Annotated in this window: 10 protein-coding genes; 4 read left to right on the top strand and 6 right to left on the bottom strand. The window is 64.5% G+C overall.

All coding sequences use genetic code 11. The features are described from left to right. Positions 1–19 precede the first annotated feature (19 nt). Complete coding sequence (locus OKW39_RS32015) at positions 20–952, bottom strand: dihydrodipicolinate synthase family protein (RefSeq protein WP_429564473.1); 933 nt, start codon at positions 950–952, stop codon at positions 20–22. A gap of 159 nt (positions 953–1,111) precedes the next feature. Here OKW39_RS32015 and OKW39_RS32010 point away from each other — a divergent pair, with 159 nt between their 5' ends. Both OKW39_RS32010 and OKW39_RS32005 read left to right on the top strand, forming a co-directional pair. After that, positions 1,112–2,050, top strand: a complete 939-nt coding sequence (locus OKW39_RS32010) for a LysR family transcriptional regulator (protein WP_429564472.1) — start codon at positions 1,112–1,114, stop codon at positions 2,048–2,050. A gap of 309 nt (positions 2,051–2,359) precedes the next feature. Continuing rightward, positions 2,360–5,473, top strand: coding sequence for a transglycosylase domain-containing protein (locus tag OKW39_RS32005; protein ID WP_429402797.1), 3,114 nt, complete (start codon positions 2,360–2,362; stop codon positions 5,471–5,473). Between the two features lie 5 nt (positions 5,474–5,478). Here OKW39_RS32005 and OKW39_RS32000 read toward each other — a convergent pair whose 3' ends face one another. The 5 genes from OKW39_RS32000 to OKW39_RS31980 all read right to left on the bottom strand — a co-directional run bounded on the left by OKW39_RS32000 (position 5,479) and on the right by OKW39_RS31980 (position 11,353). After that, positions 5,479–6,723 (bottom strand): ROK family transcriptional regulator, encoded by a 1,245-nt coding sequence (locus OKW39_RS32000; RefSeq protein ID WP_429564471.1) that lies wholly within the window; start codon positions 6,721–6,723, stop codon positions 5,479–5,481. Between the two features lie 42 nt (positions 6,724–6,765). Next, on the bottom strand, positions 6,766–7,569 hold the full coding sequence (locus OKW39_RS31995) for an ATP-binding cassette domain-containing protein (RefSeq protein ID WP_208524305.1): 804 nt from the start codon (positions 7,567–7,569) through the stop codon (positions 6,766–6,768). 20 nt (positions 7,570–7,589) lie between these two features. Then, complete coding sequence (locus OKW39_RS31990; RefSeq protein ID WP_090806896.1) at positions 7,590–8,579, bottom strand: ABC transporter permease; 990 nt, start codon at positions 8,577–8,579, stop codon at positions 7,590–7,592. Between the two features lie 97 nt (positions 8,580–8,676). After that, positions 8,677–9,681 (bottom strand): sugar ABC transporter substrate-binding protein, encoded by a 1,005-nt coding sequence (locus OKW39_RS31985; RefSeq protein ID WP_090806894.1) that lies wholly within the window; start codon positions 9,679–9,681, stop codon positions 8,677–8,679. Positions 9,682–10,309: 628 nt separating this feature from the next. Next, on the bottom strand, positions 10,310–11,353 hold the full coding sequence (locus OKW39_RS31980) for a LacI family DNA-binding transcriptional regulator (protein WP_429564470.1): 1,044 nt from the start codon (positions 11,351–11,353) through the stop codon (positions 10,310–10,312). Between the two features lie 193 nt (positions 11,354–11,546). On the opposite strand from OKW39_RS31980, the gene OKW39_RS31975 reads away from it, so the two are divergent. Both OKW39_RS31975 and OKW39_RS31970 read left to right on the top strand, forming a co-directional pair. Beyond that, on the top strand, positions 11,547–12,713 hold the full coding sequence (locus OKW39_RS31975; RefSeq protein WP_429564469.1) for an ABC transporter ATP-binding protein: 1,167 nt from the start codon (positions 11,547–11,549) through the stop codon (positions 12,711–12,713). Positions 12,714–12,733: 20 nt separating this feature from the next. After that, positions 12,734–14,713: a beta-galactosidase gene (locus OKW39_RS31970; RefSeq protein WP_429564468.1), complete on the top strand. Its 1,980-nt coding sequence runs from the start codon at positions 12,734–12,736 to the stop codon at positions 14,711–14,713. Positions 14,714–14,788: the final 75 nt, after the last annotated feature.

Here is a 14,788-nt window from a genome sequence, read left to right as displayed (position 1 = left end):
CGCCGCGCTTCGTTCTGCGTTATCGACCCCAGCGCAACACCAGCGGATCGAGCCGGCGTGCGATCTTCAACAGTCCTTCGCGCGTCGCCGGATGCATCTGCGGCAGCGGGTGACGCACCGCGTCCGAACCGATCACGCCGCCTTCCTTCATCAGCGCCTTGCACGATGCGAGGCCGCCCTGGCGATTCTCGTAGTTGATCAGCGGCAGCCACTGCTGATAGTGCACGGCGGCGGCCTCGGTATCACCGGCCGCATAGGCATCGACGATCAGGCGGATGCCATCGGCATAACCGCCGCCCGTCATCGAACCGGTCGCGCCCGCATCGAGGTCGGCCATCAGCGTGATCGCTTCCTCGCCGTCCCACGGACCGACGATCGCGTCGCCGCCCAGTTCGATCAGCTCGCGCAGCTTGTTCGCGGCCTGCGGCGTTTCGATCTTGAAGTACGACACGTTGTCGATCTCGCGCGCCATACGAGCGAGGAACGGCGCGGACAACGGCGTGCCGCTGACCGGCGCGTCCTGGATCATGATCGGAATCTGGATGGCATCGGACACCGTACGATAGAACTCGTAGACGCCGCGCTCGCCGATGCGGATCGTCGCGCCGTGATACGGCGGCATGACCATCACCATCGCGGCGCCCGCGGCCTGCGCTGCGCGGCTGCGCTCCGCGCACTGGTGCGAGCTGAAGTGCGTGGTCGTGACGATCACCGGCACGCGGCCCGCGACGTGTTCGAGCGCGAGATGCATCAGTGTGTCGCGCTCGTCGTCGGACAGCGCGAACTGCTCGGAGAAGTTCGCGAGAATGCACAGGCCGTTCGAGCCGGCGTCGATCATGAAATCGAGGCAGCGCTTCTGGCCTTCGAGGTCGAGACGCCCGGCGTCGTCGAAGATCGTCGGCACGACGGGGAAGACGCCGCGCAGGGCGGGAGAGTGTGACGCTTGGCTCATGGCGATGTGGTCCGTACGAGGATGGAAGGATTGCGCTCGAGCCCGCGAACGGGCGGCGCAACTGGATGAATGTCTCCTTCGGCGACTATACGGCGCTGGGCCTCGCGGGTATATTGAATTGTTTCCATATCATGATCGCTTTTGCGACTCACCCCACCGATGAAAGACACGCTCAGCGTCCTGCTGTCGAAGCTGCGCATGAAACAGCTGCATCTGCTGATCGCGCTCGACGATCACAAATCGCTGCACAAAGCGGCCGGCGTGATGTCGATGACGCAATCGGCGGCGAGCAAGGCGCTGCAGGAGCTCGAATCGATGCTCGACGCGCCGCTTTTCGAGCGCTCGAAAAGTGGCATGATCCCGAACCAGCTCGGTCATTGCGTGATCCGATATGCGCGCGTCGTGACGTCGGACCTCACCGCGCTCTGCCAGGACGTCGCCGAAATTCGTTCGGGGCGCGGCGGGCGGCTCGCGCTCGGCGCGATCATGGGCGCGATTCCCGACTGCGTGGTGCCCGCGCTGAATCAATTGCATGCGGCGCAACCGGGTCTGTCGATCGAAGTGGTCGAGGACACCAGCGCACGAATGCTCGCGCAGCTCGACGACGGGCGGCTCGATCTGGTGGTCGGCCGAGCGGCGGTCGCGGCCGATCCGTCGAAGTATCAGTATCGTCCGCTCGGCGACGAGCCGTTGGCGGTGGTGGTCGGTTATCAGCATGCGCCGTTGCCGCGCCGCGAGATGATGTTGCGCGACCTCGCCGGGCATCGCTGGGTCATGTATCCGTCACACATGCCGCTGCATGCGCTGCTCGAACGCGAGATGGATCTCGCCGGCCTCGAGATGCCCGACAATCCGATTTCGACGGCTTCCACATTCGTGACAGTTGCACTGCTGCAAAGCAGCGCCGAACTCGTTTCGCTGCTGCCGAGTGCAATTGCTGGGCCGTTCGTGCGGCACAAGATGCTGCGCGTCGTGCCGGTCAGGCTCAAATCGCCATCGCAGACGTTCGGCATCGTCACGCGCAAGGGCGGCGTGCTGTCGCCGCCGGCGGAACGGTTTATCGCGCTGTTGCGTGCACAGACGAAAGCGCGAAATTAGGCGCGCCGTAAACAAGTTGCCCGGCCGTCCGCCCGGTTGCCGGTAAGAATGCCAGCCAAAAAGCGACTTTCTTTCGGCAAGGCCCGCCAGAAACGGCAAAACCGCCCGAAAAGGCGGTTTGTTATTGGTGTGAAAAGAGCTTCAATATCTCATGCCGGTTCGCGTTTTGTCATCCGACGCCAGCAGGTGTTGTAGCCGCGACACTGTCGCATCAATCCGAACCGATGAGGGTTTCTCGTTCCGAGCTACACTGCTTTGAATGAACTGAGCCAGGCTCGCCCCCCTGGCCATCGCTCGGGGAGAGCAGCCATGAATCGGCCACCGCTTCGGTTTCCGCTTCGCGTGACCAGCACCGTGCCCGTGCGGAGTTGGCGTTGGCTCAAATGGGGGCTTGGCGCGTTTTTGCTGCTCGCGGTGGCGCTGATTGCGCGGCTCGTGCAGATCGAGATCGAGACCTCGCGACTGCAGGCGCGGTACCTTTCCGAGCTGACCCGCGACGTCGCTTTTTCGGTCACCGACGGTCCTAGTCATTCCATCCGCTTTCCGCAAGCCGACAAGGGCCCGTACGACGCGCGCCTCGGCTACGCGCTGTTGCCGGCTATCCAGCAGCGTCTGTTGCAACATGGCTTCGAAATCAGCTCGCAGGCGCGCGATTCAGAACGCATGCTTTCGCTAGCCGATGATGGCCTGTTCCTGCCTTACGACGAAAAAGACACGGCCGGCCTGCAATTGTTCGACGGCACCGGCGTGCCGCTATACAGCGCTCAGTTTCCCGGTCGCGTGTACGACAGCTTCGGCGCGATTCCGCCGCTCGTGGTGAATTCGCTGCTGTTCATCGAAGACCGCTATCTGCTCGATCCGGATCAGCCGAACCGCAATCCGGCGATCGACTGGGGGCGCTTCAGCCGCGCGCTCGTCGACCAGGGCGCGCGCGTGTTCAATCGTCATCAACAGACGCCCGGCGGCAGCACGCTCGCGACGCAGATCGAGAAATTCCGTCACTCGGCGGGGGGCCGCACCGCGACGCCGCCGGAAAAGCTGCGGCAAATCGCGTCGGCGTCGGTGCGCGCTTATCTGAACGGACCGCAAACGCTGCCCGCGCGCGAACAGATCGTGGTCCATTATCTGAACTCGGTGCCGCTTGCCGCGCAGCCCGGCGTCGGCGAAATCAACGGTATCGGCGATGGGCTCGCCGCCTGGTATGGGCGCGATTTCCGCGAGACCAACCGGCTGCTGAAGGCGCCGTCGACCGAAGCAAATCTGCCCGACCAGGGTCTGGCGTTTCGCGAAGTGCTGTCGCTGATGATCGCGCAGCGCGCGCCGTCGTTTTTTCTGCAGCGCGGCTATCCCGAGCTCGAACGGCTGACCGACAGCTACATGCGGCTGCTCGCGAGTGGCGGCGTGATCACTGAGCAGTTGCGCGACGCGGCGCTGGCGGCGCACGTCGAACTGCATCGCGCGCCGCGCAGCACACCGGATCTCGGTTCGTTCGTGTCGCGCAAGGCCGTCACGTCGATGCGCTCGCATCTGCTCGCCGCGCTCGGCGTGCGTAGTTTCTATGAACTGGACCGCCTCGACGTGCAGGCGACAGGCACGCTGAACAATGACGTGCAACAAGCCGTTGCCGAGCGCCTCGCCGCCGCCGCGACGAAAGACGGCGCGAAGGCCGCGGGTCTCGTCGGCTACGAAATGTTGCGCGGGTCCGACGATCCGTCACATATCGCCTACAGCTTCACGCTGTTCGAGCGGCACGGCGACGCGAACCTCGTGCGCGTGCAGACCGATAGCGTGAACCAGCCGTTCGACATCAATTCCGGCGCGCGCCTGAACCTCGGCTCGACCGCGAAACTGCGCACCGTCATCACGTATCTGCAGATCGTCACCGATTTGCACACACGTTACGCATCGCTGAGCAATGCCCAGCTGAAGGCGATCACGCCCGATCCGAACGATCGGCTGACGCGCTGGGCGATCGACTATCTGCTTCACACGCGCGACCATTCGCTGCAGCCTATGCTCGACGCCGCCGTCGAGCGTAAATACTCGGCGAGCCCGGGCGAAACGTTCTTTACGGGCGGCGGCGCGCAGACCTTCACGAACTTCGAGTCCGACGACAACAGCCGCATCCTGACCGTGCATCGCGCGTTCCAGCATTCGGTGAACCTCGTGTTCGTGCGGCTGATGCGCGATATCGTGCACTATGAAATGGTGCAGACCACCGGGCCGTCGTCGCAATGGCTCGGCGATCCGGCGACCCGCAAGATGTACCTGACGCGTTTCGCCGATCAGGAAAGCCGCGTGTACATGAAGCGTTTCTACACGAAGTACCACGGCAAGACGCCTGACCAGCAGATCACGCTATTGCTGCTCGGGGTGCGCAAGTCGCCCCCGAAAGTGGCGACCGCGTTGCGCAGCGTCGCGCCGGATCAATCGAACGCGTGGTTCAACAAGTTGATGTACGCGGCGCTGAAGAACACGCCGGCGGCTTCGATGCTCGACGACGAAGATCTCGCGAATCTGTACGACAAGTACGGCATCAACCGCTTCAACCTGAACGACCGCGGCTATATTTCGAGTGTGCATCCGCTCGAACTATGGACGCTGAACTACCTGCGCTCGCATCCGGATGCGACGCTGGCGCAGATCGAAGCCGCGAGCCAGGACGTGCGCCTGTCGACTTACTCGTGGCTCTTCAAGACGCGCTATCACGTGACCCAGGATCACCGCATCAAGCGCATGGTCGAACTGCGCGCCTACGACGCGATCGGCAAATCTTGGCAGGCGCTCGGCTATCCGTTCGCGTCGCTGACGCCGTCGTATGCGGCGGCGATCGGCGCGTCGGGCGATCGTCCGGCGGCGCTCGCGCAACTGATCGGCGTGATCACGAACGGCGGCAACAAGGTGCCGACCGAAACGCTGACGCAAATCGACTTCGCGAAGGACACGCCGTACGAAACGCATTTCAGGCGCGCGGTGGTCGCGCCGCAGCAGCAGGTGTCGCCGGAGATTGCCGGGGAGGTGCGGATGCTGTTGCGCGACGTCGTGACGGGTGGCACCGCGAGGCGTCTCGCGCAAGGCATGACGTTCCCGAACGGCGAAACGCTCGAAGTCTATGGCAAGACCGGCACCGGCGATCAGCGCTTGAACGTGTACGCGAAGGGCGCGCGGTTGATCGAGTCGCGCAAGGTGAATCGCAGCGCGACCTTCGTGTTCGCGCTCGGCGACCGCTTCTACGGCACGTTGACCGCGTGGGTGCACGAGCCGTATGCCGCGCGTTACGACTTCACGAGCGCGCTGGCGGTGCAGTTGCTGAAGTCGATGGCACCGGCGTTGCAGCCGTTGCTCGACAAGCCGGTTCAGAAAACCGTGACGGCGGCGCCGGCGGGATCGACGCCTGCGGCGACGAAAGTTGCCGCGCAGTGAATCGCTCACCGCTCGTTATAACCCGTCTCCGACGCCGCCGGCTTCAGGAACAGCTCATGCACCGGCGCGAAATGCGCATATAGCGGCAGAATCGCACCGCCCATCGCGCGGGCATCGGCGCCGATCGCGCCTTCGAGCAATTGCGGCCGCACCATCCCTTCCCATTCGAAACGATCGAGCACGCGCTCGGTGCGGCGAATGATCTCGCGCAGCAGTAGCCGGTCGAACTCGCCGTCGATCACGACGGCTTCGAGATCGAGCAACGCGGCCGCATTGGTTAGCGCATTCGCGATCGCCGGGCACGCGCTGTCGAGCCATCGCTCGGTATGCCGCCACAACTCGGGCGACAACGCGCGATGATCATGCGCCGCGGCCGCCGGCGCGCCCGCATCGCTGAACAGTCGTTCGAGCACGAAGCCCGATGCCGCGTGCAGCAACTGCCGCGCGGGTTTGCGTGCGCTGCCTTCGCGCAGCGGGATCGAACCGACCGCGCCCGCGTTGTCGTGCGGACCGCCATGCAGACGTCCGTCGATCACGAGACCCCCGCCGATGAAGGTGCCGACGAACAGATACAGGAAGTTGTGGATGCCGCGGCCCTGGCCCATCACGAGTTCGGCCGCGCAGGCGGCCGTGGTGTCTTTGGCGAACTCGACGGGCAGGCCGGTTATCGTCGCGATGCGCGCGCGCAGATCGATGTCGTTCCAGGCATCGAGCGCGTCGGGCGGCGCGCCGAGAAAGTCGCGCCAGCCGCCGAGCCACAACGGCGCCGCGACACCGACGCCGACCACCTTGCCCGCCTTCGCGCCGAGCGTCTGGTTCACGCGCGCGAGTTTGTTTTCGAGCGCGGGGAACAGCGCGCGCGGATCGGGATATGCATACTCGAATACGTCGCGGCATACGATGCGCCCGGCGAAGTCCATCGCGAGCACGTCGAGACTGCGGCGTCCGACCTTGATACCGATCGTGTACGCGCCGTCCGCGCACAACGCGATCGGGACCGACGGCTGGCCGATCTTGCCGCGCACGCGCGCGTGCTTTTCGAGCAGGCCGTCGGCGATCAACCGGTCGACGATCATCGACACCGTCTGCATCGAAAGACGCGTGAGGCGGCCGACCTCGGCCTTCGGCAGTGGTCCATGCAAGCGGATCGTTTGCAGGACGATGCGCTCGTTGAATTGCCGCATGCCGACCTGATTCGAACCGACTGTGCGTTTGACCGGCGAACGCCTGCTGGTGCTGGGGGTGTCCATTGTCGTGTACCGGCCTCGTGGCTCAGCGGATTGGGCGGCGCGTCATGCGATCGCCTTCACGTCGGCTTCCTTCGCCCCGGTCATGATCGCGACCGCTTCCGACATGTGCACGTCCTTCGTATTGACGAGCGCCGCGCGCCGGCCGAGCCGCTGGATATGGATGCGGTCCGCGATCTCGAACACGTGCGGCATGTTGTGGCTGATCAGAATCACCGGCAGGCCACGCTCGCGCACGCGCCGGATCAGTTCGAGCACCATGTTGCCTTCCTTCACGCCGAGCGCGGCGGTGGGCTCGTCCAGAATCACCACGTGGCGCGCGAATGCCGCGCTGCGTGCAACGGCGACGCCCTGGCGCTGGCCGCCGGACAGCGTTTCGACCGCCTGGCGCATCGAGCGGATGCCGATTTGCAGATCCTTCATGGCCGCGGTCGCTTCGTCGAGCATGCGGCGCTTGTCGATCATCTTGAACAGCGAGCCGCGCCAGCCGGGCTTCAGCAATTCGCGGGCGAGAAACAGGTTTTCGGCGATGCTCATCGCCGGCGCGACGGCGAGTTCCTGGTACACGGTCTCGATGCCTTGTGCGCGCGCATCGAGCGGACTGCGAAACTTGACCGGTTTGCCGTCGAGCAGAATCTCGCCTTCGTCGGGCACCGTCGCGCCCGAGAGCGCCTTGATCAGCGACGATTTGCCCGCGCCGTTGTCGCCGATCACCGCGAGGATCTCGCCGGGCAGCACTTCGAAATCGCAACCGTCGAGCGCGGTCACGTTGCCGTAACGTTTGACGAGCCCGCGTGCCTGCAGAACCGGCATCGCAGCGGACGTGGAAGGGGAGGCGGAGGTCAACATGACAGGGCTCCTGTGCGGGATCAACGGCCGCGGTGCGAGAGTTTATCGGCGGCGACCGCGAGAATCACGAGGATGCCGGTGATCAATACCTGGTACACCGAGGAAACACCGATCAGCGTCAGGCCGTTACGGAATACGCCGACAATCAGCGCTCCAAGCAAGGTGCCGACGATCGAGCCGCGTCCACCGAACAGACTCGTGCCGCCGAGCACGACCGCGGTGATGCTGTCGAGGTTCTCGGTTTGCCCGGCCTGCGGATCGCCGACACCGGTGCGCGCTACCGACAGCAGCGCGGCGATGCCGTAGATCGCGCCGGCAAGCGTGTAGACGGTCAGCAGAATCCGCTGCGACGACAGGCCCATCAGTCGCGCGGCCTCGGCGTTGTTGCCGAGCGCGTACAGATGCCGGCCGGGCACCGTGTCGCGCAGCACGAACCACGTGCCCAGATACATCAGCAGCGTCAGCACGGTGCCGTACGTGACTTCCGCCGGTCCGAGCCTGAACGTGCTGCCGAGGAACATGATCGCATCGGGCAGGTTCGACACGCTTTCCGCGTTCGAGTAGATCTGCGTGAGCGCAAACGCGATGTTCAGCGTACCCAGCGTGACGATGAACGCCGGCAACTTGATGCGCGTGATCAACAGACCGTTCAGTAAGCCGAACAAGGTGCTGGCGCCGATGCCGCACAGAATCGCGAGGATCGGCGGCACGCCGAGCACGACCGCGAACTTCGTCATGATGATCGAGCCGAAGGCCATTACCATGCCGCAGGACAGATCGATGCCACCGGTCAGCACGATCAGTGTCTGGCCGATCGCGATGACCGCGACGACCATCGTCTGTTGCAGGATCAGCGACAGGTTCTGGAACGATAGAAAGCGGCTGCTCTGCGAGACAAAGAATGCGCAGGCCAGCACCAGCGCGATCAGCGGTCCGATTTCGGACAGCGACGGCAGGTGCTCGGTGAAAGACGGGCGCGGCCGGCCGGCGGGCGCGGAAGGGGTCGACATGATGGCAGTCCTCGGTACATGAGCGTGACATGAAGGTCACGCGGCAACTCAATTGGCGGCCCGGTGCGACGCGCAACGGGCTGCTATGCAATGCGCGTTACTTGTTGCCCCAGCAGTTGTCGAGGCCGAACTTCGTGTCTTTGCTGTCGATGCCGGACATCGGCTTGTCGGTGATCAGCGTGACGCCGGTGTCGTGATAACCCGACACCTTCTTGCCGGTCTTCGCGTAGTCGACGCCGGCGGTGACGCCGAGCGCGGCCATCTTCAGCGGATACTGCTGCGAGGTCGCCGCGATCGCGCCGGCCTTCACGTTGCGCACGCCTTCGCAACCGCCGTCGATCGACACGATCATCACGCCCTTGTCCTTACCCGCCGCCTTCAGCGCGCGATACGCGCCGGCCGCGGCCGGTTCGTTGATCGTGTAGACCACGTTGATGTCGGGCGCTTTCTGCAGGCAGTTTTCCATCGCCGTCTGACCTTTCGCCTGATCGCCGCGCGTGTCCTGGCTGCAGACGATCGATGGATCGCCTTCCTTGATGCCGAAGCCTTCGAGGAAGCCGTTGTGGCGCAGCACGCCGACCGACACGCCCGGCGCGAGATCGAGCGTGGCGATCTTCGCGGGCTTGCCGTTCAACGCGGCCTTCGCATATTTGCCGATCAGCACGCCGGCCTTGAAGTTGTCGGTGGCGAACAGGGCGTCGGTTGCGTCCTGCGGATCGGTCGGCGTATCGAGGGCGATGACCATCACACCGGCCGCGCGCGCCTTCTTGATGCTCGGCACGATCGCCTTGGTGTCGCTCGGCGTGATCAGGATTGCTTTCGCGCCGGCCGTCATCATGTTTTCGATCGCGGTGACCTGACTCGCGTTGTCGCCGTCGAACTTGCCGGCGGCCGTGATCAGTTTCGCGCCGTCTTTCGACGCGGCCGCGTCCGCGCCCTGGCGCATCTTCACGAAGAACGGGTTCGTATCGGTCTTCGTGATCAGGCCGATGACGGGCTGGTCGGCGGCCTGACTCGCGCTTGCGCACCACAGCGCCGCTGCCGCGGCGCACATCGACGCGATTGTCCTGGCGACAGGACGCCTGTGGGAATTCAGATTCATGAGACGCTCCTCCGGTTATTGGCAACGACGTATGGGACTGCAGATAGATCGAAACTGCAAAGCTGCGGGCTTGACGTTTGACGATGACGCTTCGACGTAATGTGGTCCGAAGGAAATCGCCTAAATCACTTGGGTTGATTTAGTACAGCAGGCCCGCGACTGCTCGTCAAGGAAATGTGAACGCGGAAATTCGCCGCGCCGCGAACCGCGTGCAGGCTGAGAGCCTTGTGTGGTAATGCTTTGGCGCTGTGCTGCAGTGCGAAGCGGCGCTTCTCCGCTTGGGGAAAGTCCTGGCCCGTCTGAAAGCGGGTTGAAATGTCAGCGGTGGTTTTTCAACGCAATTCGAGGTGCGTAACGCGCTTTTTCAGTGGGCGATGAATGTTTGCGAGAGGTTGCGGCGGAACAGCGCTTGCGCGCGGCGACTGAATGCGAACTTTTCGGAGAGACCCATGCCTTCGCACTGGTGGCAGCGACGACTTTCTGGTCACCGCGGCGTTGGCCGCGCTCGCATGCGAAACGGTCTAGGCGCGCGTCCGGACGTTCGCACAGGTGTCGTTCGCGCCACGCATCGGTGTGCCCGCGCAATTGCGCGTTACTGCAACCTTGCGGCGCGGCTGTAACCGCCACATCAACGCGAACGCGGTGCGGCCGTCGATGCGCGCATGACCAGTTTCGGCTCGGACGAAATCCGCATCGGCACGGGCGCCGGCATGTCCCGCGCGGCGCGTCCCGGCTGTCCGTACGAAGTCTCGATCAGCTCGCGCAGCAGTTCCACTGCAAGTCCGGCGACCTCGACCGTCGGCACCGCCACCGTCGTCAGTGCGGGGCGCGACTCGCGCGCGAGCTGGATGTCGGTGATGCCGATCACGGACAGATCGTCCGGCACGCGCAGGCCCAGATCCGCGGCCGCGTGCATCGCGCCGAGGGCAGGCAAATCGTTGGTCGCGAAGATCGCGCTGAGTTGCGGATCGGCTTCGAGCAGCGCGCGGGCCGCCAGGTAGCCGCCGTGGATCGTGTCGGCCGCGTGTCGCACGCGATTTCTCGTCACACCGGCCGCGCGCAACGCGTCGACGAAACCTTCGAAGCGCGCCACGTGAATGCCCGACACCTTGCTGCCGACGATCGCACCAAAGCGCCGATGCCCGAGCTCGAGCAGATGCTCGCCGGCCAGCTTGCCGGCCAGCCGGAAATCGACCGCGACGCACGGCAGCCCGGGCGGCTCGTTGGGCCGCTCCCACATGCACAGCACGACCGGCGTGCCGCGCGCTTCGGTCTCGTGCAGATCGGCGAAATCGAGGTTCGCGTTGGTCACGAGCACGCCTTCGGACAAGGTGCCGGCGATCTGGTCGAGGTACGCGCGGCCGCTTAGCGGATCGTCGTTGGTATTGCAGATGATCACGAAGTGGCCGCTCGTGCGCGCAGCGCGTTCGACCGCGAGCGCGAACTCCGGATAGAACGGATTCGCGATGCTCGACACCATCAGCGCGAGCGTCGGCGCGCGGCCCTCGGCGAGCGCGCGTGCGGCGAGATGCGGGCGATAGCCGAGCGCCGCGACTGCCTCGAGCACGCGTTGCCGGGTCGTTTCGCCAACGCGGCCGCGCTTGCGCAGCACGTTGGACACCGTCGCTGGCGTGACGCCGGCATGACGCGCGACTTCGCTGAGTGTGGGCATGATATGGTCAGTATTTGGGATGGCTGTCCGACATTTGCGTCGCGGCGCGAGGCGCGGCAACATCTGTCATCGAACCAACGTACAAAACGATATCGGAGACAGACCAACGATCGCCTTGCGATCGATTTTTCGGTCATGCTGATTAAGCGCTTAATCTCCGACTTCGCACCGATTAAATCACGGAGTCGATGCAATGGCGAGCATTTCGTTACGAGGCGTGCAGAAGGCGTATGGCGACGGTGCGCCGGTGATTTGCAACGTCGATCTGGACATCGGCGAAAACGAGTTCTGCGTGTTTCTCGGCCCGTCGGGTTGCGGCAAGTCAACGCTGTTGCGCATGATCGCCGGGCTCGAGGATGTGACCGACGGCGACCTGTCGATTGGCGGGAAGATGGTCAACGACGTGCCGGCCGCGCAGCGTGGCGTAGCGATGGTGTTCCAGAGCTATGCGCTGTTTCCGCACATGAGCGTGTTCGAGAACATGGCGTTCGGCCTGAAACTCGCGAAGACCCCGAAGGATGAAATCGAACGCAAGGTGCGTGAAGCCGCGCGCATCCTGCAACTCGAGGCACTGCTCGAGCGCAAGCCGAAGGCGCTGTCGGGCGGGCAGCGGCAGCGCGTCGCGATCGGCCGCGCGATCGTTCGCGAGCCCGGCGTGTTTCTGTTCGACGAACCGCTGTCCAATCTCGATGCAACCTTGCGCGGACAAACGCGCGTCGAAATCGCGCGTCTGCATAAGCAGTTTGCGAAGGCGAGCGTGGTCTACGTGACGCACGATCAGATCGAAGCGATGACGCTCGCCGACAAGATCGTGCTGCTGCATTCGGGCAAGGACACCGAGCGTTACGGCAGCATCGCGCAAATCGGCGCGCCGCTCGAGCTGTATCACCGCCCGAAAAGCCGCTTCGTGGCCGGCTTTATCGGCTCGCCGCGAATGAATTTTCTGCCGGGCCAGGTGGCGTCACTCGATGCGCAGGGCGTGCTCGTCACGCTCGATCACACCGGCGAGAACGTGCGTGTGCCGGTCAGCAGCGCCGGACTGCAGCCAGCGCAGCCGGTCACGCTCGGCGTGCGTCCCGAGCATCTCGAGTTCGTCGATGCATCGGCCACGACGAATGCGGCCGCGTCGCAAGACGGCGTGCTCGCGCGCACCGTATCGCTCGTCGAGCAGCTTGGCGAACACAGCTACGTGCACCTCGATCAACCCGGCGGCGCCGTTCTGATCGCCAAGGCGCCCGGCAACACGCGCCTCGCTCCAGGCGATCGCGCGAACCTGCGGGTGTCGCGCACGGCCTGTCATCTGTTTACCGAGGACGGTTTCGCGGCCGCGTCGCTCGAATCCGTCGAACACTACGCTTGAAAAACACTGGGGACATAGGGATGCGTCTTGGAGTCTGTTATTACCCGGAGCACTGGCCCGAGCCGATGTGGGACGACGACGCGCGCCGGATGAAAGCGCTCGGCATCGAGCAGGTGCGGATTGCGGAATTCGCCTGGAGCCGGATCGAGCCGACTCCCGGCGAATACGACTGGGGCTGGCTCGATCGCGCCGTCGACGTGCTCGGCGCGGCTGGCCTGAAGGTCGTCATGTGTACGCCGACCGCGACGCCGCCGAAGTGGCTGATCGATCGTCATCCGGAGATCCTGCCGGTCGGCGCCGATGGACGTCCGCGCGCGTTCGGCTCGCGGCGTCATTACGACTTCTCGTCGCCCGCGTATTTCGAGGCGTCGCGTCGTATTTGCACGGCGGTGGCGGAGCGTTACGGCAAGCATCCGGCGGTCGCTTTCTGGCAGACCGATAACGAATTTGGCTGTCATCACACGGTGGTCAGCTATTCGCCGGCCGCGGTCGCGCGCTTTCGCGAGTGGCTGAAGGCGCGTTATCGCACGATCCAGGCGTTGAACGAGACGTGGGGCACAGTGTTCTGGAGCATGGAGTACCGCGGCTTCGAAGAAATCGACGCGCCGGTCGGCACCGTGACCGAGGCGCATCCTTCGCATCGTCTCGACTACCGGCGCTTCGCATCCGACGAAGTGGCGCGCTACAACCGCATGCAGGTCGAGATCATTCGCGCGCATTCGCCGGGGCGGCCGGTCGCGCACAACTTCATGCAGCTCTTCACCGAGTTCGATCACTACAAGGTCGCGGCCGATCTCGACGTCGCAACGTGGGACAGCTATCCGCTCGGCGCGCTCGAAGAGCAGTGGTTCGCGCCGGACATCAAGGCGCGCTGGTTGCGCACTGGTCATCCGGACTTCGCGTCGTTCAATCACGACGTCTATCGCGGCATGTCGAAGCTGCCGTTCTGGGTGATGGAGCAGCAGCCGGGACCGGTGAACTGGGCGCAGTGGAATCCGGCGCCGCTGCCGGGCATGGTGCGGCTGTGGAGCTGGGAAGCGTTCGCCCACGGCGCGGGCTGCGTGTCGTATTTCCGCTGGCGTCAGGCGCCGTTCGCGCAGGAGCAGATGCATGCGGGGCTCAATACGCCCGACAACCGGCTCGACGTCGGCGGCAATGAAGCATCGCGGGTGGCGTCGGAAATTCACGCGGTGCTCGCCGCGAGCGCCGACGCCAATGCGTCGATCCGCTCGAAAGTCGCGCTCGTCTACGACTATGAAGCGAAGTGGTTGTTCGAGATTCATCCGCAGGGCGCGGACTTTCACTATCCGCGGTTCGCGTTCGAGTACTACTCGGCTTTGCGCGCGCTTGGACTCGACGTCGATGTCGTGCCGGCCGATGCATCGTTCGATGGTTATAGCCTCGTCGTCGTGCCGCCGCTGCCGGTCGTGCCCGACGATTTGGCCGAACGTCTCGCGCGCTCGGGCGCGCAGGTCGTGCTCGGTCCACGCACCGGATCGAAGACGCGCGAGCTGCGGATTCCGGCGAATCTGCCGCCGGGCGCATTGGCGTCGGTGCTGCCGCTGCGCGTGTGGCGCGTCGAATCGATGCGGCCGAACGTGACCGAAGCCGTCGTGCTCGAACAGCAGGGCGGTGCCGCCGAGGGCTTCGCGCGACACTGGCGCGATTTCATCGACAGCGATGCATCATCTTCATTCGACGTGCGCGCGCGTTTCGCGGACGATCATCCGGCGTACGTGCGAAGCGGCGCGTATCACTACTTCGCGAGCCTGTTCGACGATGCCTTGACCGTGCGCCTGTTCGCGCGCATCGCGCAGGAAGCGGGCCTCGAAACGCAGGCACTCGGCGACAGCGTGCGCATCAGCCGTCGCGGCGGACTGACGTATGTGTTCAACTATGGCGATAGCACCCACGCGCTCGACGACATTTCCGACGACGCATTCGTGATCGGCTCCCGGGAGGTGGCGCCGCAAGGGGTAGCAGTCTACCGCTCGCAATAGAAGTCCGGCCTTGGCAATTCCACGCAGTCATTCGATATAGAAGCGACAACGACGTAAAAACCATGGAATGAAGGA

Origin of the sequence: Paraburkholderia sp. MM6662-R1 (assembly GCF_050436245.1) — a bacterium.
GTDB lineage: Bacteria > Pseudomonadota > Gammaproteobacteria > Burkholderiales > Burkholderiaceae > Paraburkholderia > Paraburkholderia tuberum.
Note: the sequence above shows the minus strand (reverse complement) of the source record. Positions and strands in the feature narration are given on the sequence as shown.